The sequence below is a fragment of the Oribacterium sp. C9 genome, from assembly GCF_002007235.1.
Lineage (GTDB): Bacteria > Bacillota > Clostridia > Lachnospirales > Lachnospiraceae > Oribacterium.
In genome coordinates, this window is sequence record NZ_MUHW01000026.1 from 19077 (window position 1) to 39424 (window position 20348).

Consider the following 20348-nt stretch of genomic DNA (forward strand, 5'->3'; position numbering starts at 1 on the left):
CTTTGGCTACCAGAGAATATTCACTTGATCATACAAGAAATATTGGTATTATGGCACATATCGATGCCGGTAAGACTACACTGACAGAGCGTATCCTCTTCTATACAGGTGTTAATCACAAGATTGGTGATACACATGAAGGTACAGCAACAATGGACTGGATGGAGCAGGAGCAGGAGCGTGGTATCACTATCACATCCGCTGCTACTACATGTCACTGGACACAGGAGTTCCAGCACAAGAAGATTCCTGGCGCTCCAGAGTACAGAATCAACATTATCGATACTCCGGGTCACGTAGACTTCACAGTTGAGGTTGAGCGTTCACTTAGAGTACTTGATGGTGCTGTAGGTGTATTTGATGCTAAGTCAGGTGTAGAGCCACAGTCAGAGAACGTTTGGAGACAGGCTGATACATATCACGTACCTAGAATGGCATTCATCAACAAGATGGATATCGTAGGTGCTGACTTCTTCCATTCTGTTCAGACTATTGTTGATCGTCTTGGTAAGAACTGCGTTATGGTGCAGATTCCTATCGGACGTGAGGACACATATGTAGGTCTCATCGACCTTATGGAGATGAAGGCTTACTATTATAAGGATGATAAGGGCGAGGACATCGAGATCACTGATGTTCCTGCTGATATGGCTGATGAGGCTGAAGAGTACCACACAAAGATGGTAGAGCAGATCGCTGAGCTCGATGATGAACTCATGGAGAAGTATCTCGGCGGTGAGGAGCTCACTATCGAGGAGATGAAGAAGGCTCTTCGTAAGGCTACTATCGCTGGAGACGCTATTCCATGTCTCTGTGGTACAGCTTACAGAAACAAGGGTGTTCAGAAGCTTCTTGACGCTGTTATCGATTATCTCCCAGCTCCTACAGATGTTCCTGATGTTACAGGTACAGATATGGAAGGCAACGAGGATACAAGACCATCATCTGATGATGCTCCATTCTCAGCTCTTGCATTCAAGATCATGACAGACCCATTTGTAGGAAAGCTTGCATATTTCCGTGTATATTCAGGTACACTTAAGACAGGTTCTTATGTACTGAACTCTACAAAGGATAAGAAGGAGAGAGTTGGACGTCTTCTCCAGATGCATGCAAACAAGAGACAGGAGCTTGATGAGGTATTCTCAGGTGATATCGCAGCTGCTGTAGGTTTCAAGACTACAACAACAGGTGATACAATCTGTGATGATCAGCATCCTATCATTCTTGAGTCTATGGAATTCCCAGAGCCTGTTATCTCTGTTGCTATCGAGCCTAAGACTAAGGCTTCACAGGGTAAGATGACAGATGCTCTTGCAAAGCTTGCTGAAGAGGATCCTACATTCCGTGTAAGAACTGATGAAGAGACAGGCCAGACAATTATTTCTGGTATGGGTGAGCTTCACCTTGAGATCATCGTTGATCGTCTCCTTCGTGAGTTCCACGTAGAGGCTAACGTAGGTGCTCCTCAGGTTGCTTATAAGGAGACATTTACAAAGGCTGTTGATGTACAGGGCCGTTATGTTCACCAGTCCGGTGGTTCTGGTATGTACGGTGATTGTAAGGTTAAGTTCGAGCCTATGGACGCAAACGCTGAAGAGACCTTCAAGTTTGAGTCAACTGTTGTCGGCGGATCTATCCCTAAGGAGTACATCCCTGCTATCGAGAAGGGTATCAGAAACGCTGCTCAGTCAGGTATCCTCGCAGGATATCCTGTACTTGGTATCCACGCTAACGTTTACGACGGTTCATACCATGATGTCGATTCTAACGAGCGTGCATTCGAGTTTGCCGGATCAATCGCATTTAAGACAGCTATGGAGAAGGCAGATCCAGTTCTTCTTGAGCCTATCATGAAGGTTGAGATCGTAACTCCTGAGGAGTACATGGGTAACGTTATCGGCGATGTAAACTCTCGTCGTGGACGTATCGAGAGCATGGAAGACATCCCATCAGGTAAGCAGGTTAACGGTTTCGTTCCTCTTGCAGAGATGTTCGGATATGCAACAGACCTTCGTTCAAAGACACAGGGTCGTGCAAACTACTCAATGTTCTTTGATCACTATGAGAAGTGCCCTAAGAGCGTTCAGGACGCAGTTCTCAAGGAGAGAAACGGTAAGTAATTACCACTTCTTCTAAAAATTATAAAAAAGTCAGTATTTTTGGGCTCGGAATCATATCTGATTGCCCAAAAATACTTGATAAAATAATCTAACAATGTTAAAATCATGAATGCTGATTGCTTAGAGGATACTCTGAGCAGTTTTGCAGTATGTACTGCACGGAGCATGCGAGCGCATGCATGGTGCTTGACATGATTTTCGTTGTATTACATTTTCCAGGAGGGATTTTAAAAATGGCAAAGGCACATTTCGAAAGAACTAAGCCACATGTTAACATCGGTACTATCGGTCACGTTGACCATGGTAAAACAACTCTTACAGCTGCTATCACAGCAGTTCTCGCTGACAGACTTGGACTTGATCCAGCTGTTCCTTTCGATCAGATCGATAAGGCACCAGAGGAGAGAGAAAGAGGAATCACTATCAACTCTGCACACGTTGAGTATGAGACAACAAACCGTCACTATGCTCACGTTGACTGCCCGGGCCACGCTGACTATGTAAAGAACATGATCACTGGTGCTGCACAGATGGATGGTGCTATCCTCGTTGTTGCTGCTACTGATGGTGTTATGGCTCAGACAAGAGAGCACATCCTTCTTGCTCGTCAGGTAGGTGTTCCTGCTATCGTTGTATTCCTTAACAAGTGTGATATGGTTGATGACCCAGAGCTTCTTGAGCTCGTAGAGATGGAGGTTAGAGACCTTCTTAACGAGTACGAGTTCCCAGGCGACGACATCCCAGTTGTTCGTGGTTCAGCTCTTAAGGCACTTGAGGATCCTAAGTGTGAGTGGGGCGACAAGATTCTTGAGCTCATGGATCAGGTTGATTCTTACATCCCAGCTCCAGCTCGTGAGACAGATAAGCCTTTCCTTATGCCAGTTGAGGACGTATTCACAATCACAGGTCGTGGTACAGTTGCTACAGGCCGTGTAGAGCGTGGTGTTCTTCACCTTAACGATGAAGTAGAAGTAGTAGGTATCTCTGAGGAGACTCAGAAGACAGTCGTAACAGGTATCGAGATGTTCCGTAAGACTCTTGATGACGCTGAGGCTGGTGATAACGTAGGTCTTCTCCTTCGTGGTATCAACCGTGACCAGATCGAGAGAGGTCAGGTTCTTTGTAAGCCAGGTTCTGTAAAGTGCCACAGCAAGTTCCAGGCTCAGGTTTACGTTCTTACAAAGGATGAAGGTGGACGTCATACTCCTTTCTTCACAAACTACAGACCACAGTTCTATTTCAGAACAACTGACGTTACTGGTGTTTGCCACCTTCCAGATGGTACAGAGATGTGCATGCCTGGTGATAACACAGAGATGACTGTAGAGCTCATCCACCCAGTAGCTATGGAAGAGGGTCTTCGTTTCGCTATCCGTGAGGGTGGTAGAACTGTAGGATCAGGAAGAGTTATCTCTATCATTGAGTAATTCTGACTATTCCGGATTATATTTGATATAGTTACTATAAGCACTGAGATTCGTCTCAGTGCTTATTTTTTGTATAAGGTACGCATAAAATGAATGCACCAAAGTATTCATCACAGTGTTTGAAGTTGTTTTAGAAAGAATTATCAGGATGCAGATATGTATACCGGTAAATTAAAATCTTCATTAAATTGATATAAAATGCTAAGTATATGTTAAAGAACTGAGCTCATTGTTACTTTTTTCTTCAAGTTGCATATTGTAAAATATATATGTATGACTATACCTTTTATCAGGGAAGTCTTCATTTTACTTCGAGTTAAATTAGTATTATCAAAAAGGGGGACCCATGAAGATATTAAGCAAAGCTTTTATGGCTGCAGTTGCCATGTCTGTGACCTTTGCGTTGTCTGCATTTGCCGGAGACGTACCGACGAATGTTACTATAGAACAGAGTGGATCGGATCTGATAGTAAGCTGGTCAGGTGCTGATTTTGACGGAGTGGACAAGTATCAGGTTCAGCTCATGAAGCAGGCTTCAACCACAGGAGGTAAAGACTCTTCAACGAAATCAACAATTGTAGATTCGGAAGAAAATTCAGTTGATTTTACTGTTTCAAGCAAGGGATATTATTATGCCAAGGTAAGAGCAAAGGATGTTAATAATAAGTGGCATAAATGGTCGCAGAATTCCAATACCGTTACTGTTAAATCTGAGGATGTTTCTTCCGGAACGCATAGCAGTTCAACAGGTCAGGCTGCTGTAAATTACACACAGAACTATACAGGTGGAAATTCTTCTTACAATTACAACGGGACAACATACAATACTAGGACATATGGACCTACAGTAGGAAATCTTGCCAACACCGGACTTACTACCTTAAGTGATCCAAATGCTATGAATCCAACTACAGACGGAGTTTACAGCTCATCTTCAAGTGTTGTAAATTCAATGAGAGTAACGGCCAATACCTATTCTCATGACGGATGGCAGTTTGAAAGCAATGGTATGTGGTATCTTAATTCTGATGGAACATATCCTGTCAGCACCTGGAAATCAATCGATGGTGCATTCTATCATTTTAACCCGTCAGGTTATCTTGAGGTCAACACCTGGGTACTTGAATCCAATCAGAAGTGGAGATATGTAGGCGCTGATGCCAAGATGGTTAAGGGCTGGAAGCAGATCCTGGGTAAGTGGTACTACTTCAGTATGACCAGTGGAGAGCTTCAGGGACCTGGACTTATCACGGTTGACGGAAAGTATTATTATATCGGTAAGAATGGCGCAAGAGAGGAAAACGCTATTATCGATGGAAATTATTTTGGAGCGGACGGAGCATTAACTAATGGATAAAAAGCTTAGAGACCTTGATGACGTTAACAAGGCACTTAAAGAACCACCGGTCGAAGAGGTCATGGAGCGTAGAAGAGTCGGACGGCGCCAGACAGCGATGCATAGGACGGGAGGCATGAATTTTGATGAGCTTAGAGGGCTGCTCACCATTCCTGTCATAGTTATCATTCTGATGATAATTATAGTTGTACTTGATAAGGAACCGGCCGAGATAACTGAGCCGGCAGTGACTGTGACAGAAACCGTTGCAGTTGAGACCCAGGCTCCGGAAGAGACAGAAGCCGAGAAGGAAACTGAGGATCCTACTATAGTGAGGGAGTACTATGATGAGTATCTCACTTCATTCCTGCAGCAGTATTTCGATGCGAGACTGCAGGCGGATGTAGATAAGCTTTATGAGCTTACAGGAGTTACAAATCAGACTGAAGAGCAGAAGGCACTTCTGCAGTCACAGTTAAAAACTCAGTCCGGATATATAGAAGGATATACCAATATCAAGCAGTTTGCTGTAAATGCGCTTGAGGAGAATTCGAAGCTGGTTTTTGTTACTTATGATGTTAAGTTCAGAAGAGTGGAGACGGCGGCTCCGGGTATCATGTACTGCTACGTTAAGGTTAACGATCAGAACAATTTCGAGATAATTGAGAATCTGAATCCGGATCAGACCAAATTTGTCAATGAATATGTGACAGGACATGAAGAGGTTAAGGAGCTTATAAACAGCAGTAATTCTAAGCTTTTGCAGGCGATTTCCAGTGATGCACGTCTTGCTGTAATATATGATGCTTTCCAGAGCGGACGAATCTATACAGATACGCAGGAAAACATAGACAGCCAGGTTTCACTGATACAGGTTGATGGAACGGATGTAACTGCAGCTGAAACAACTGTAGATACTTCTTCAGCAAGTGCAGAAGTTAGCATTTCTGAGACTCCTGCAGAAAGTTCACAGGAGAGTACAGTAGATCCGGGAAATCCGACAACAGATAACACAGCAGCATAAAGCAGTATGTTTTAAAGGACGTATGAGAAAATTCACGTTTTTTCATACGTCTTTTTTTTATTAATTTGAAAGGAAAGAGGTATATATTTGTTCGATAAACCAAAGTATGTACCGTAAGAATTACTCTTGCGGTATCGATAGGAGCTTCTTGAAATGGATATTTAATTATCAGATAATGGAATAAGATTTGGCAATAAAGGGAAAAGAGTATGAAGTACATGAACAACCATAAACACGTTGCTGCAAAATTTATCGTGACATTTGTTGTTGCAATAATTGTCCTGATCATCAGTGTCATGAAGACAAATTCGTATAATGCGCTTCGACATGAGGCTGTTTTTTCCGGGGCTGAGTTGTTTTCTGTACAAGGGTCCAGAGATAATAAAGTCAGTATAGTTGCTGTTCCCCGCGGTAGTACCTGGACTAAGGTGTTTGACCTTGATAATGAAGGAATTGAAGAGGCGAATTATCAGGCATACACGGTAGATTTTACTGTATCAAATAATACAAAGGATAACGTACAGGACTATAAATTCAGGATAGATTTTCAGGATAAAGCTTTTCTCCTGTCTGCATGGAATGGACATTTGGAATTTCACCAGCATACGGATAAGGGTGAAATAGTGGATGAGGTCATGGATCTTCGTGAATTTGTTCCTGAAGACCATGTGCTGGAAACCTACTATACAGATGGAGATTCGCTTGTTGTCATGAATCCCGGAGACTATCTCATCTATACTCCCAGCTCTTCAGTCAATGCGGTTGAGATGCCCATCGAACCTTTTAAAGCCACAACTCCGGGTATCATCATGTATTTCGGAATAGGAAAGAATCTGGAAGATGAAATGACGGTGAGACTTGACTATTCATTTCACAGACGTCTGATCAAGGAGCCGTTGTTCTGGGTGGCAGTGTCCATAGCCATAATCTGGCTCATTACTCTGTTGATCTATATCATTACTTCAATGCAGATCAGGAAGTATAAGGAACGTCATGAGAGGGATAATGAGATCATCAATGAATCAATCGAGACCTTCATAGGTTTCATAGATGCCAAGGACTCATATACGAACGGTCATTCGATTCGAGTTGCACAATATACAAGGCGTATAGCAGAGGAGCTGGGCTACAATGAAGAGGAATTGGATCAGATCTATTATGTAGCACTTCTGCATGATTGCGGAAAGATAGGCGTTCCTGACAGCATTCTTGGAAAACCTGACAAGCTGACAGATGATGAATTCAAGGTTATTAAGTCTCATACTGAGCGAGGGGGAGCTATTCTTAGACATTTCAAGAGTCTGAAAAACGTTGAAGAAGGAGCCTTATATCATCATGAAAGGTATGATGGCAGAGGTTATCCTGAGGGCAGAGCAGGAGAGGATATACCGCTTATTGCCAGAATAATATGTGTTGCAGATTCCTATGATGCCATGAACTCAGACAGAGTCTACAGAAAAAGGCTTTCACCAGAGCACATAATCGAAGAAATAGAAAACGGAAAAGGAAAACAGTTTGATCCTAAGATCGCGGATATCATGCTGAATCTTATAAAAGGCAATAAACTTGATATTGAGGATTAGCTTACATAAATATATGTTTTATGAAGTTTGTCGGGAAGATACAAACTTTACAGACATGATAAAATACCCATTTGCAGAGATGCAGATGGGTATTTTTTATGGTAGACATATATATGGAAAGAAAATGATAAGTGTTATATAATAAACAGTATTTGCTAAGAAGCAAAATGACATATATTACGATGCTCCGGTATTTTTAAAGAAGAAATTCAGGATGCAAATTGTATATTCAGATAAAAGGTAAGCGATCAGACTGGCGTTAGTGAGTCAGTTCCTGTAAGACTAAAAACCGACTGTAACAGAGGAGATTTTAAAAATAAAATGGAAACAAAAGATTTTTATTATGATTTACCGGAAGAGCTTATTGCACAGGATCCATTGGAGAAGCGTTCAGATTCAAGGCTTCTTCTGGTGGACAAGACTACAGGCAATATAGAGCATAAGCATTTTTATAACATTATCGATTACCTGCATAAGGGTGACTGTCTGGTTATCAATGATACGAAGGTAATTCCTGCAAGGCTTCATGGTGTTAAGGAAGAGACCGGGGCTCATATAGAGGTGCTGCTTTTACAGAGAAAGTCGGCAACTGACTGGGAGTGTCTCGTAAAGCCTGGAAAGAAGATGAGGAACGGTGCCAGAGTAAGTTTCGGTGAGGGACTTCTAAAGGGGGAGGTCATCGACACTATAGATGACGGAAACCGTATCATCCGTTTTGAGTTTGAGGGAATATGGGAAGAGGTTCTGGATAAACTTGGCGAGATGCCTATTCCTCCATATATTCATCATCAGCTTAAGGAGAGGGAGAGATACAATACAGTTTATGCCAAAAATGACGGTTCAGCCGCAGCTCCTACGGCAGGTCTGCATTGGACAAAGGAGCTTCTGCAGGCAGTTAAGGACAAGGGTGTTGAGATAGCTCATGTAACACTTCATGTCGGTCTCGGAACCTTCAGACCTGTTAAGGCTGACAAGATCGAGGAGCATCACATGCACAGTGAGTTCTACATCATCGAGCAGTCTGAGGCTGACAAGATAAATAAGGCTCACGCTGAGGGTGGAAGAGTTATATGTACAGGTACGACGTCCTGCAGAACAATCGAGTCTGCGGCACTTCCTGACGGCACCATTCCTGCAACATCAGGATGGACAAGTATCTTTATTTATCCGGGCTACAAGTTCAAGTGCATGGATGCGCTTATCACAAACTTCCATCTGCCTGAGTCTACACTCGTGATGCTGGTGTCAGCATTTGCCGGAAGGGAGCATGTGCTTAATGCTTATAACGCGGCTGTGAGAGAAAAATATCGTTTCTTCAGCTTCGGTGATGCGTGCTTCTTTGCGGATTTTAAAAATGACTGAGATAGGAAATAGAAATGAGAATTAATAAAAGATTATCGGAGCTTGGTGTATGCTCCCGTCGAGAGGCTGACCGCCTGGTGGAAGCCGGACGTATCACCGTGAACGGAAAACCAGTGGAGATGGGACAACAGGTAACAGAAGTTGATTCCATCGAACTTGACGGAAACTGTGTGAATCCGCATGCGCTCAACGCCAATGCAAAAAATCCCGAGGAGCATTATCTTCTGGAGACAGAATCCAGAAAGATGAGTCAAAGATATGGAGAGCAGATCTCGAAGGACGGAAAAGATTATGATAAGCCTGAGCCGGTACTGCTCGCCTACTACAAGCCCCGTGGAATTGTCTGCACCACTTCGGATAAGGACAGGGCGCCGAACATAATTGATGCCATAAAGTATCATTGCAGGATATATCCTGTTGGAAGACTGGATAAAGAATCTGAGGGACTTATACTTCTCACAAATCAGGGAGATCTGGTGAATCGTATAAATCGTGCGAGAAACTATCATGAGAAGGAATATGTGGTTACAACAGACAAGGTCCTCACAAAGGAATTCCTTGATAAGCTGGCTGATGGAGTCTACTTAAAGGAACTTGACGTGACAACACGACCATGTGAGGTATGGCAGGACATGACATTGCCGCCAAGTAGAAGGCAGCATGAGTTTCATATAGTTATCACTCAGGGACTTAACCGTCAGATAAGAAGGATGTGCGCGGCTCACGGCTACAACGTTAAGAAGCTTAAACGAATCAGGATCATGGATCTCACTCTTCATGGACTCAAGCCGGGACAGTACAGGGAGATAGAGTTAAGCGAGCTTACAGATGATCCCGAGAATCTGTAATTACCTGTTTATCACAAGGAAGCCCGATAGTTCAGTGGATTCTTTGATCAAAAAGCAACAAGAGGTGAAGTATGGCTGAAGTGAATCAGCAGAATAATAATCAGAATAGTGATACAGCCCGTATGAAGGAACTGGTGAAGACTCTTAATGAGGCAGCCAGAGTTTATTATGTTGAGGGCAATGAGATCATGTCCAACTTCGAGTATGACCGCCTGTATGATGAACTTGAGGCTCTCGAGAAGGAGACCGGAGTAGTCCTCAGCGGATCACCAACGCAGAGAGTAGGTTTTGAGGTTCTTTCCGAGCTTCCCAAGGAGCGTCATAAGAGCCCTATGCTTTCTCTCGATAAGACAAAGTCTGTTGAGGAGCTTGCAGCATGGCTTCAGGATAAGGAAGGCCTATTAAGCTGGAAGATGGACGGACTTACTGTCGTGCTCACATATAAGGGCGGGGCGCTTCAGAAGGCTGTCACAAGAGGAAACGGTGAGATAGGTGAGGTCATCACTCAGAACGCCATGGCGTTTGATAATGTGCCGACCAGGATCGGCTTTAAGGGTGAGATGGTTCTCAGAGGTGAGGCTATCATCACCTATTCCGAATTCCAAAAGATCAATGACTCCATTTCCGATGCGGATGCCAAGTACAAGAATCCGAGAAATTTGTGCTCGGGCTCTGTTCGTCAGCTCGATGCCAATGTTACGAAATCAAGGCATGTGAATCTCATGGCGTTTGCGCTGGTCAGTGCTGTGGATGAGAATGGGGAGTCTGTGGATTTCTCCAACTCCGTCGAATCACAGTACCTCTTCATGAAGGATCAGGGCTTTGACACCGTTGACTATAAGCGTGTGGATAAAGATAACATCGAGGAAACAGTGAGGTGGTTCTCTGAGGAGATAAAGACCAACGATTTTCCATCTGACGGGCTGGTGCTCATTTATGATGACATAGCATACGGAAACAGTCTCGGAAGAACAGCCAAGTTCCCCAGAAATGCCATTGCCTTCAAGTGGAGTGATGAGCAGGCTGAGACCACGCTTCTTGAGGTCGAATGGTCGCCGAGCCGTACAGGTCTCATAAATCCGGTCGCTATTTTTGAGCCTGTGGAGCTGGAGGGTACCACAGTTACCAGAGCGAGCCTCCACAATATTTCATATTGTGAGGATATGGAGTTGGGGATCGGAGACAGAATCACGGTCTACAAGGCCAATATGATCATCCCTCAGATCGCTGACAATCTCACAAGATCAGGAAAGCTTGAGCCGGCAAAGATGTGCCCTGCCTGCGGACATGAGACTGAGATCAAGTCGGAAAATGAGGCTAAGTTCCTGTATTGTCCGAATCCTGAGTGTCCTGCCAAGAAGCTCAAGAATTTCTCACTGTTCGTGAGCCGTGACGCGCTGAATGTTGACGGACTCAGCGAGCAGACATTGGAAAAATTCATAGGACACGGTTTCATACATAAGTATAGTGATATCTTCCATATGGACAGATTCAGAAGCGAGATCATCGCCATGGATGGCTTCGGTGAGAAGAGCTATGAGAATCTCATTCAGGCAGCTGAAAAATCGAGCCATACCGAGCTTTACAGAGTGATCTACGGGCTCGGAATAGCGGGTATAGGTCTCGCCAATGCCAAGATGCTTTGCCGTTATTTTTCGGATGATATAGAGAGTCTGAAAACTGCGGATGTGGATGCTCTTCTTGAGATCGATGGAATAGGTCAGGTTCTCGCCGAAAATATAGTCAAGTACTTCAAGGATGAGGCGAAAATGACTGAGCTCAGCGGACTGCTTCAGGAGCTTGATATCAGAAAGCAGGAGACTTCGGATGACGTTCCTAAGACTCTGGAGGGCATGTCTGTAGTTATAACCGGAAGTCTGAATATTTTCTCGAATCGCAAGGAACTTCAGGAGCTTATAGAGCGTGCCGGAGGAAGGGCAGCGGGATCTGTTTCCGCGAAGACAGCGTATCTTGTGAACAATGATATCACTTCGACTTCGGGTAAAAATAAAAAAGCCAAGGAACTGGGAGTTCCTATAGTTACTGAAGAGGACTTCATAAAGATTCTGGAAGGAAAGACGGAGTGATCATCCTGTAGATTGATAAGTTGTTATCTTAAGATGAAATGACTCTTGAAGATGGTTTGTCAGGCTGAAGATGACCTGATAAAAATTAGGGGTATTTATGATTTTTAATTCTTTGGGATTTCTTTTATTCTTCCCAATAGTACTTTTGGTATATTATGTGGTTCCGAAAATTCTTCGTAATTTCTGGCTTCTTATATCGAGCTACTGGTTTTATATGAGCTGGAATCCGAAATACGGGCTGCTGCTTTTGGGAGTTACCATCCTTACATATATTGCAGGTCTCATCATAGGAAAGGATTCCCATGCAACCTGGGGGGATCCTGATGAGGACGGCAGGATTTCTGCAGACTTTGATTCCAAGGTCAGTAAGAGACGCAGAAACATTAAAACAACAGCAGTATCCGGAAAGGAAAAAAAGAAAAGATCAGTTCTTACGGTGGCTCTTTTGATAGTTTTTGGCCTTCTCTGTTTCTATAAATACACGGGATTTCTGATTGCCAATATAGAAGAGCTTCTTCACCGGATGGATCTTTTTGTAGAGATCGACCGTTTCGATATCGTCATGCCTGTTGGTATCTCGTTCTTCACCTTTCAGGCGGCGGGATATCTCATAGATGTTTACAGGGAAGAGATTCCGTCAGAAAAGAACTTTTTGAGATATGCTCTGTTCGTCAGCTTCTTTCCATCCATTCTCGCAGGTCCCATAGGAAGGGCGCCGTCCCTGATCCCTCAGTATGTAAGAACAAGGGAATTTGACTGGAACAGAGTGAGCTCCGGCTTCATGCTGATGCTTTGGGGCTTTTTCCTGAAGCTTGTAATAGCAGACAGGGCAGCTATACTCGTGAATTTCGTGTATCAGAATTATCATGAGCTTTACGGCTGGACCATAGTGCTCGCAACCGTGATCTATGCCTTTGAGATCTACTGTGATTTCTTCGGTTATTCCATCATAGCTACAGGGGCCGCCGATATGCTGGGCATTGCCTTTATGGAGAATTTTGACTGTCCGTATTTCAGTGTTTCGGTACAGGATTTCTGGAGGCGCTGGCATATTTCCCTGTCAGGCTGGTTCAGAGATTATCTTTATTTTCCGCTGGGTGGAAGCCGCTGCAATTTTCTGAGACGTTATTTTAATGTTTTGGTAGTCTTCGTTGTCAGCGGGCTCTGGCATGGAAGTCAGTGGAGCTATGTTGTATGGGGAGGACTTAACGGTCTTTACCAGATAATCGGAGCGATACTTACACCTGTGAGAACTTTGCTTCTCAGAATATTCGGCTTCGACAGGAATGTACTCAGTTTAAAAAAGAATCCTGCAATGGCAGGGAGTATGAGGATCTATTCCTCTATCGCGCCCATAACAGATGTTGTGACTCCATGGGAAAAGAAGGCACTTAACAAAAAGAAAAAAGAGCATAAAGATAATTCAAAAGAAAGTGATGATAATGCTTATTCTGCAGAGGATATAAGAGCATCCCTCAGAGTTTCTTCTGGGATGGCTACCTGGCAGACCGAGGAGGCAAGAAGAGGACACCTTAGAACCGGCGTGTTCGGAATTAGAATCGGAGAAGGAAAGCTTAATCTGAGAAGCATTAGAATGAGCATACTTAAGCTCATAAGGATATTTATCACCTTCTGTCTGATCGATTTTTCGTGGCTCTTTTTCAGAGCAGCAGGATTCAGCGATGCTGTCTTGATGATAGAAAAAGTCAGAACAAATTTCGGGCTCAGTGATATCAGTCTGTCTAAAGTATATGAGCTTGGACTTAATGAAAGAAATTTCTGGCTTCTTTTGATCTGTATCGCCATACTTTTTCTCAGTGATTATGTGAAATATCACGGTGGAAACATTCGCAAATGGATACTTCAGAGGCCAATGCTTCTCCGGGAGTTTATCATAGCAGTGTCGATCCTGGTGATCCTCATCTTTGGTATCTGGGGAAATTCCTACGATGCATCGAGTTTTATATATTTTCAGTATTAAGGAGCATAGTGTCGGAAGTGAAACATTATGTCTTTGTAGCATGTGGTATATAAACAAAAAGGATTACAGATGAGTGGGATGAATAAATGAAAATATGGAAAAGAATAGTCTCTGTACTGTTGATTCTGGTCATGGTGGCAGGCGGGATCTATATCGGAGACAAGCTTACGACTCGCGGAGTGAGTCAAAGAAAATATGTGAAGTTTTTTGAGGAAAAAAAGGATTATGATGTGATATTCTACGGCTCCAGTCATGTTCTCAGCGGCATACAGCCTATGGAGCTATGGAACAATTACGGTATCACAAGCTTCAATCTGGGAGGTCATGCAGCGTCTATCGGAATGTCCTACTGGGTTCTCCGACAGTCATTGAATTACCATAAGCCTAAGCTCGCCATACTCGACATATACGATATGTATGCATATGATCAGCCATATATGGATATAAGTTTCATGCACTATTCCATGGATGCTTATCCTATGGGAGTAACCAAATTCATGGCGGTACAGGATCTTCTCAAGGGGCGGAGCACAGCGGAAAAGGCAGAGCTGTTTTTCCCATTTTCTGTTTATCACAGCAGATGGGATGAGGTGACTGAGGAGTCCGCAAAGGCGGCCTTTGATACTGAAATATTCAATTCAAACTGCGGCTCTGAGATAAGATATGGTGTAGCTGTTCCTCACGAATATGAGAGAGTCGATCCTGAGATAACCATGGAGGGATCAGAGGGCGCGGATACTTATATCAGAAACTTTGTCAGTACCTGTCGTGATGCAGGGGTTGAAGTTTGTTTTATAAGAGTGCCGTATCCTGCATGTCCGGAAAATCAGATGGCAGAGAACAGGGTCATGAGGCTGGCTTCGGAGCTTGGGGTAAGAGTCATTGACCTTATGAGGGGAGCAGAGCTGGATAAGATGCTTGACTCAAAGGTCATCAATTGGAATACGGATTTTGTTGATGCCAATGCTCATCTCAATGCAGTAGGTGCTTACAAGGTCACCATGTATCTCGGTGCTCTTTTAAAGCAGTACTATGGATTTACTGACAAGCGAGAAAATGCAGAGTACAGCAACTGGAATGAAGATTTTAAACATTATTATGTTCCTGTTATCTCTGCGGAAATGGCGGCACAGACGGATTTCAAAACTCTGCTGATGTTTGCGTCATATCCGGAGTATGAGACAGAAATGACTGTGACAAAGGACTATGAACCGGATGAGGTCTCAGAAATGCTTTATAAGCTTCACGGAAGCAGACTGAAGATCACGGAAGCAGAAAGTATCGATCAGGGCATAGCTCAGGACAGGGTGAATTTCGATATGGATGGTGAGCCCATGGCTCCAGGAGTGGTCATTACGGAACATGATGTACCTGTTATCAGGATGACAGTGAAACTCAGGGACAATGGTGAAGTGGTTTTGGATAAGGTATTTTGCTCATCAAAAGGGATATCATAAATAGAAAGGACAGTTTTTGGATGAATACTGACAATTTTGACATTTATTTTCCGCATCTTGGGGTGGGGGTAGAGCATCTTAAGAACAGCATCTCTATTTTCGGTTTTAGGATAGCGTACTATGGAATCATTATAGGAATCGGCATGCTGCTGGGATTTTTGATAGCAAGCATGGATTATAAGAGAAGAGGACTGAAGGTAGACGATATCCAGGATATGGGACTCTATACGGTGATTTTTGCCATACTTGGAGCGAGAGCCTATTACGTCATATTTGAGTGGGATTACTATTCACAGCATCTTGATGAAATACTGAATATACGTCAGGGAGGTCTCGCCATTTACGGCGGAATCATCGTGAGTGTCATAGGCTGTACGATCTTCTGTCGAGTGAAAAAGATCAATGTTCTTTCCATGATGGATTCAGGCATTCTTGGACTTCTCATAGGGCAGAGCGTAGGAAGATGGGGCAATTTCTTTAATACGGAAGCCTTTGGAGGTCCTACAGATTCATTCCTTGCCATGCGTATAAAGGAAGCATTGGTAAATCCAAATATGCTGAATGATGAGGTTCTTATGAACTCATTTAAGATCGGAGAGAATCTGTTCATTCAGGTCCATCCTACCTTCTTCTATGAGTCAATGTGGAATCTCTGCACGTTGATCATCTTTTACCTGATGGCACCAAAAAAGAAGTTTACAGGTCAGATTTTTTTCCAGTACCTCCTGTTCTATGGAGTTGGTCGTTTCTGGATAGAGGGACTACGTACCGACTCTCTGTATCTCTGGGGTACCAATATCGCTGTATCTCAGGCACTGTCAGCACTTCTTGCAGTAGCGGGTGCAGGACTTATTATTTATAACCTTAATAAGGTGAGAAAGAACGGACCGGATGAGGCACTTAAAGCGGAGCTTGAAGCCTTGGCAGCAAAGAATGCAGATGGGCTTCGTCAGGAAAATGGTGAGAAGGCTGCAGAGACAACTGCTGAAGAAGTGGTTGAAAGTCCTGTAGACTAAGACGAAGTTTCTGCTGTTGATACAGTAGACGGTTAATATGTATAATTTTTTATAGAATATGTGGAAAAGTCCGGGAGTCGATCTGTCTCTCGGACTTTTTTATCGGATAAGGATTCCCCTTTTATCGATGTATAGGAAAATGCTGTGGAAAAGGCTATGACACAACTTTAAATAGTTTCAGATTTTCTTATTTTTTGGTTGCCGAAATAAGGATCATTACGTATAATGCAGTTACGAGTTGATGCGATCTGAGGGAACAGATCGTCATATCATGAAGATGGTTCATATATCTTCAACATCTATCTTTGAGAATTATCTTTTATTTTCGCAGGTTTCTGATGCGGATTCCAACAATTTTATTATTTATATCAGCATAGCGAAATTATGCATGTATTATTCAGGTTTCGTAAGCGGGCTGATGAGAATATCGGATACTCAGTACGTAGTGTGCAGGTACAGACTATAAAGTGACACATTTTTCGGAACAGTAAATCCGGTCTGAGGCATCGTTCGATGTCCTGTCTTTTAATAGTTCAATTTTTTCAAAAGTTCAATTTTTATTCCAAAATCAATTTATGTTATACAGACCGTAAAGTGCAGTAGGAAAATTTTTTTATCCCTGTTTGCATCTATTATGGCAGTTCTCGGAAAAACATCGGATACCAAAAGGTGGCTGTTGCTCGTAATAACTTCAAAAGGAGAAATACTATGACAACTGAAGAAATGTTACTGGAGGAGATCGTGAAGAGAGGTCGCGATGCCAGGCTCAACGATGTCGTTAAAAACGGTGTTGTAAGAAAGGCTATAGCCATAAGAGGAAAGGGCAATTGCTCTCCCAATATCTATCTGGATAAGTTCATGAAGGATGTGGAGAATGGAGTGGATATCAAGTCCATTACAGATGAGATACTCTGTATTGCGGATCAGCACGACGGCTTGAACTTTGACATTGAAAATACCTTGACCCGTGAATATATACTGTCTCATGTATGTATCGCTGTTCAAAGGGAAAGCACGGAAAAGCTCATAAAAAGAAACTGTGAATTTGAAGGACTGGAGAGTTATCTGTATCTCAGAGTGAAGGTGGAAGGTACAGAAGGAAGCATTAAGCTAAGCGATATGATCCTGAAACGCACCGGTCTGTCTGAGAGCGAGGTTTGGGAGAAGGCAGAAGAGAATCTTAGGAAAGAAACTGTTATCGCTCCTGTCTATGATATGGTTTGTGATTTGATGAAGGAGTCCGGCAGGGATCCTTTACTCAGCGAAGAGAAAAGGCAGGAAATGATGGAAGAAAGTGACAGGGCTATGTATGTCATCACAAATAAGGCGAAATATTATGGCGCCAGCGCCATTCTTGACAGGGAGAATATTAAGTCTCTGGCAGAAAAATGCGGTGTGAAGGATTTCATAGTCATACCTTCGTCTAAGCATGAGATGATACTGGTACCGGGCAGGGTGGAGTTCGATTTGAATCTTATCTGCGATATGGTGAAGGAGATCAATGAGACAATGGTTTCTCCTGAAGACAGGCTCACGGACAGAGCATACAGGATGACGGCCTGATAAAAAAGCCGGATAGCTTTTTCGGCTATCCGGCAAACTTTTAAATCAGGGAGGATTGATTTACAGTTTTTATATACGCTACTGTCTTATGTTTTTTAATATGGTCTTTTATTAACGGATGTCCCTTGGAATCACTCTACATCCTGTAAGGCGGCGAGATCCTCTTCGCCTGTTCTTATCTTGACTACCTTCTCAACAGGGTATACGAAGATCTTTCCGTCTCCTATATGACCTGTGTACAATGCCTTCTTCGCAGCTTCGATGACTGACTCTACAGGGATATTTCCCACTACGACTTCGACCTTAACCTTAGGAAGAAGAGTAGCATCGACTTCAACGCCTCGATATTTCTCGCCGGCGCCCTTCTGGATGCCGCAGCCCATTACCTGAGTAACAGTCATACCCGTAACACCGAGGTCATTCATGGCCTTACGGAGAGTGTCATAACGTGAGAGTCGTGCGATGATTACAACCTTGCTTATTCCTGTATCAGGGAAAGCATTGACAACCTTTACGGCTGCATCTTTAAGAGTGTCGCTTGCTTCTTCATAATCATCTGAACCGAGACTTGTGTTCTCGTTTACTTCCATAGTCATGGTGTTTGAAATATCCATGATGGAGAAACCTGCATAAGCACTTGTGAGACCATGCTCCTTACGGTCGAGACCAACGATCTCTTCCTCTTCGGAAACTCTGAGTCCGTTGAACTTTTTGATGAGTGAATAAGTAATGATGATAGTAACTACTGTCCATGCGATGGTTACTGCCATACCGCCGATCTGCTTTCCGAGCTGATAGAATCCGCCGCCGTAGAAAAGACCTTCCTTGATACCGGCAAGTTCAAATCCCGGAGCTGAAGCTGTTGCAAAAAGACCTACAGCAAGAGTTCCCCAGATACCGTTGAACATATGAACTGCAACGGCACCGACAGGATCGTCAACGTGGATGACATTATCACAGAACCATACACCGAAGACTACGAGCATTCCGGAAACTACACCGATTATTGCTGCGCCTGCACAGTCTGTTACGTCGCAAGGTGCGGTGATGGCCACAAGACCTGCGAGAGAAGCATTGAGACACATGGAAACATCTGGCTTACCATACTTGACCCATGTGAAGATCATACAAACAACGGTTGCGACTGCCGGGGCGACTGTAGTTGTAAGGAAAACTGAGCCAAGTGTGCTTACATCTGTGGCAGCAGCACCGTTGAAGCCGTACCAGCCGAGCCAGAGGATGAATACACCGAGAGCGGCGATTACGAGATTGTGTCCCGGGAAAGCGTTGACCTTGGTGATCTTGCCATCCTTATCCTTTACGAACTTTCCGATACGTGGTCCCAGCATCCAGGCACCGATGAGGGCGCAAATGCCTCCGACCATGTGAATGCAGTTTGAACCGGCATAATCGTGGAAGCCCCACTGTGCAAGGAATCCGCCACCCCATGTCCAGTGAGCCTCGATAGGATAGATGATGGCGGAGATAACTGCTGAGTAGATACAGTAGGATGAGAACTTTGTTCTCTCTGCCATGGAACCGGAAACGATGGTTGCTGTTGTGGCACAGAATACAAGGTTGAAAACGAAGCCTGAATAGTCGAAGCTACCGTAATTGCTGAATACGTCAAAAGAGAACTTTCCGGCAAAGCCGCCCAGCATGTTCTCGCCAAGCATCAGAGATGCGCCGCAGATGAACCACATTACGGTACCTATACAGAAATCCATCAGGTTCTTCATGATGATATTTCCAGAGTTCTTTGCTCTGGTGAAGCCTGCCTCACACATCGCAAAGCCTGCCTGCATCCAGAATACCAGTGCGGCACCGATCAGGAACCAAACGCCATACACTTCACTGTGGATGGCTTCCAAAATTTCAGTTGTCATATTTTACCCCCTTAAGCTTTTAGGCATCCTGCCTTTTTATATTCTGCGTGGTTTTACCGCCAAAAAAAGAGCGCGTTTCTCGAAAGAAACGCACCCTTGCGCAGAAGTATTAGTAAAGAAAAAAGGTGCTTCGGTTGTCATACCGAAGCACCCTTGCCCCTTATGGTCAGAAAATATATACCCTTTTAAGAACTTTGTCAATTTCGATTTTGGAAAAACTCACATAACCATAAAGAATGTCAGCTTATACATGCTTTTATCTTACGGAAATATATGATATAGTAGCAACGATTTCTGTATCGTAGTATCCGTTGCGGTGCCCGGTATGATTTATGAGTCAAACAAAGCACGTAAGATCAAGCTTTTTAGAAGGAGAAATATAAAAAATGAAATTAGGAATCGTTATTTGAGTACCTTTTTCATATATCTCCATAAAAATCCTTAAAACTCTCTAAAACCGCATAAATACTGGGTTCTCAGTATATTCATCTCAGATAATAGTTGTTATAGATTCATATATTTTGTAAAAAATTGGTGCCCGAAATGGTGCCCGGTTTGGAAAGCCCATTTCATGGCAAATTATAATTTCATTTTTAGAAATATAGAGGTCGGGCACCATTTTTGTGAAACTAGCGTTAAGTTTGCAAGTTAGGAA

13 protein-coding genes are annotated in these 20348 nt (G+C 43.4%); 12 read left to right on the forward strand and 1 reads right to left on the reverse strand.

Annotated elements, in window-relative coordinates; genetic code table 11:
* The first annotated feature begins 2 nt into the window (after positions 1–2).
* The 12 genes from fusA (at position 3) to BXO88_RS14080 (ending at position 17807) form a co-directional block, all read left to right on the forward strand.
* A complete protein-coding gene (gene fusA / locus BXO88_RS14020) occupies positions 3–2123 on the forward strand; it encodes an elongation factor G (RefSeq protein ID WP_078038355.1) in 2121 nt (706 codons plus the stop codon).
* Positions 2124–2356: 233 nt separating this feature from the next.
* Positions 2357–3550 (forward strand): elongation factor Tu, encoded by a 1194-nt coding sequence (gene tuf / locus BXO88_RS14025; RefSeq protein WP_044995083.1) that lies wholly within the window; start codon positions 2357–2359, stop codon positions 3548–3550.
* A gap of 346 nt (positions 3551–3896) precedes the next feature.
* A complete protein-coding gene (locus BXO88_RS14030; RefSeq protein WP_078038356.1) occupies positions 3897–4907 on the forward strand; it encodes a hypothetical protein in 1011 nt (336 codons plus the stop codon).
* Positions 4900–5910: a hypothetical protein gene (locus BXO88_RS14035; protein WP_078038357.1), complete on the forward strand. Its 1011-nt coding sequence runs from the start codon at positions 4900–4902 to the stop codon at positions 5908–5910. The genes BXO88_RS14030 and BXO88_RS14035 overlap by 8 nt, the downstream gene beginning before the upstream one ends.
* A 209-nt stretch (positions 5911–6119) precedes the next feature.
* Positions 6120–7493: an HD-GYP domain-containing protein gene (locus tag BXO88_RS14040; protein ID WP_078038358.1), complete on the forward strand. Its 1374-nt coding sequence runs from the start codon at positions 6120–6122 to the stop codon at positions 7491–7493.
* Between the two features lie 321 nt (positions 7494–7814).
* Complete coding sequence (gene queA, locus BXO88_RS14045; protein WP_078038359.1) at positions 7815–8855, forward strand: tRNA preQ1(34) S-adenosylmethionine ribosyltransferase-isomerase QueA; 1041 nt, start codon at positions 7815–7817, stop codon at positions 8853–8855.
* Between the two features lie 14 nt (positions 8856–8869).
* A complete protein-coding gene (locus BXO88_RS14050; RefSeq protein WP_078038360.1) occupies positions 8870–9703 on the forward strand; it encodes a pseudouridine synthase in 834 nt (277 codons plus the stop codon).
* Positions 9704–9774: 71 nt separating this feature from the next.
* Entirely contained in the window at positions 9775–11790 is a 2016-nt protein-coding gene (ligA, locus tag BXO88_RS14055) for an NAD-dependent DNA ligase LigA (protein ID WP_242945234.1), read from the forward strand.
* Between the two features lie 97 nt (positions 11791–11887).
* Positions 11888–13771 carry an MBOAT family O-acyltransferase gene (locus BXO88_RS14060; protein WP_078038361.1) on the forward strand — a complete coding sequence of 628 codons (1884 nt, stop codon included), beginning with the start codon at positions 11888–11890 and terminating at the stop codon, positions 13769–13771.
* Between the two features lie 86 nt (positions 13772–13857).
* Positions 13858–15228, forward strand: a complete 1371-nt coding sequence (locus BXO88_RS14065; protein WP_078038362.1) for a hypothetical protein — start codon at positions 13858–13860, stop codon at positions 15226–15228.
* Positions 15229–15248: 20 nt separating this feature from the next.
* On the forward strand, positions 15249–16244 hold the full coding sequence (gene lgt / locus BXO88_RS14070) for a prolipoprotein diacylglyceryl transferase (protein ID WP_078038374.1): 996 nt from the start codon (positions 15249–15251) through the stop codon (positions 16242–16244).
* A gap of 708 nt (positions 16245–16952) precedes the next feature.
* On the forward strand, positions 16953–17807 hold the full coding sequence (locus BXO88_RS14080) for a DUF5688 family protein (protein ID WP_078038364.1): 855 nt from the start codon (positions 16953–16955) through the stop codon (positions 17805–17807).
* Positions 17808–17938: 131 nt separating this feature from the next.
* On the opposite strand, the gene BXO88_RS14085 is transcribed toward BXO88_RS14080, so the two are convergent.
* Positions 17939–19693 (reverse strand): ammonium transporter, encoded by a 1755-nt coding sequence (locus tag BXO88_RS14085; protein WP_078038365.1) that lies wholly within the window; start codon positions 19691–19693, stop codon positions 17939–17941.
* Positions 19694–20348 lie beyond the last annotated feature (655 nt).

Bases quoted from the DNA above. Each gene is read 5' to 3' on its own strand.
- lgt (WP_078038374.1), top strand. From the start codon at position 15,249: ATGAATACTGACAATTTTGACATTTATTTTCCGCATCTTGGGGTGGGG.
- BXO88_RS14080 (WP_078038364.1), top strand. From the start codon at position 16,953: ATGACAACTGAAGAAATGTTACTGGAGGAGATCGTGAAGAGAGGTCGC.
- queA (WP_078038359.1), top strand. From the start codon at position 7,815: ATGGAAACAAAAGATTTTTATTATGATTTACCGGAAGAGCTTATTGCA.
- BXO88_RS14085 (WP_078038365.1), bottom strand. From the start codon at position 19,693: ATGACAACTGAAATTTTGGAAGCCATCCACAGTGAAGTGTATGGCGTT.
- BXO88_RS14040 (WP_078038358.1), top strand. From the start codon at position 6,120: ATGAAGTACATGAACAACCATAAACACGTTGCTGCAAAATTTATCGTG.
- BXO88_RS14060 (WP_078038361.1), top strand. From the start codon at position 11,888: ATGATTTTTAATTCTTTGGGATTTCTTTTATTCTTCCCAATAGTACTT.
- BXO88_RS14030 (WP_078038356.1), top strand. From the start codon at position 3,897: ATGAAGATATTAAGCAAAGCTTTTATGGCTGCAGTTGCCATGTCTGTG.
- ligA (WP_242945234.1), top strand. From the start codon at position 9,775: ATGGCTGAAGTGAATCAGCAGAATAATAATCAGAATAGTGATACAGCC.
- tuf (WP_044995083.1), top strand. From the start codon at position 2,357: ATGGCAAAGGCACATTTCGAAAGAACTAAGCCACATGTTAACATCGGT.
- BXO88_RS14050 (WP_078038360.1), top strand. From the start codon at position 8,870: ATGAGAATTAATAAAAGATTATCGGAGCTTGGTGTATGCTCCCGTCGA.
- BXO88_RS14035 (WP_078038357.1), top strand. From the start codon at position 4,900: ATGGATAAAAAGCTTAGAGACCTTGATGACGTTAACAAGGCACTTAAA.
- BXO88_RS14065 (WP_078038362.1), top strand. From the start codon at position 13,858: ATGAAAATATGGAAAAGAATAGTCTCTGTACTGTTGATTCTGGTCATG.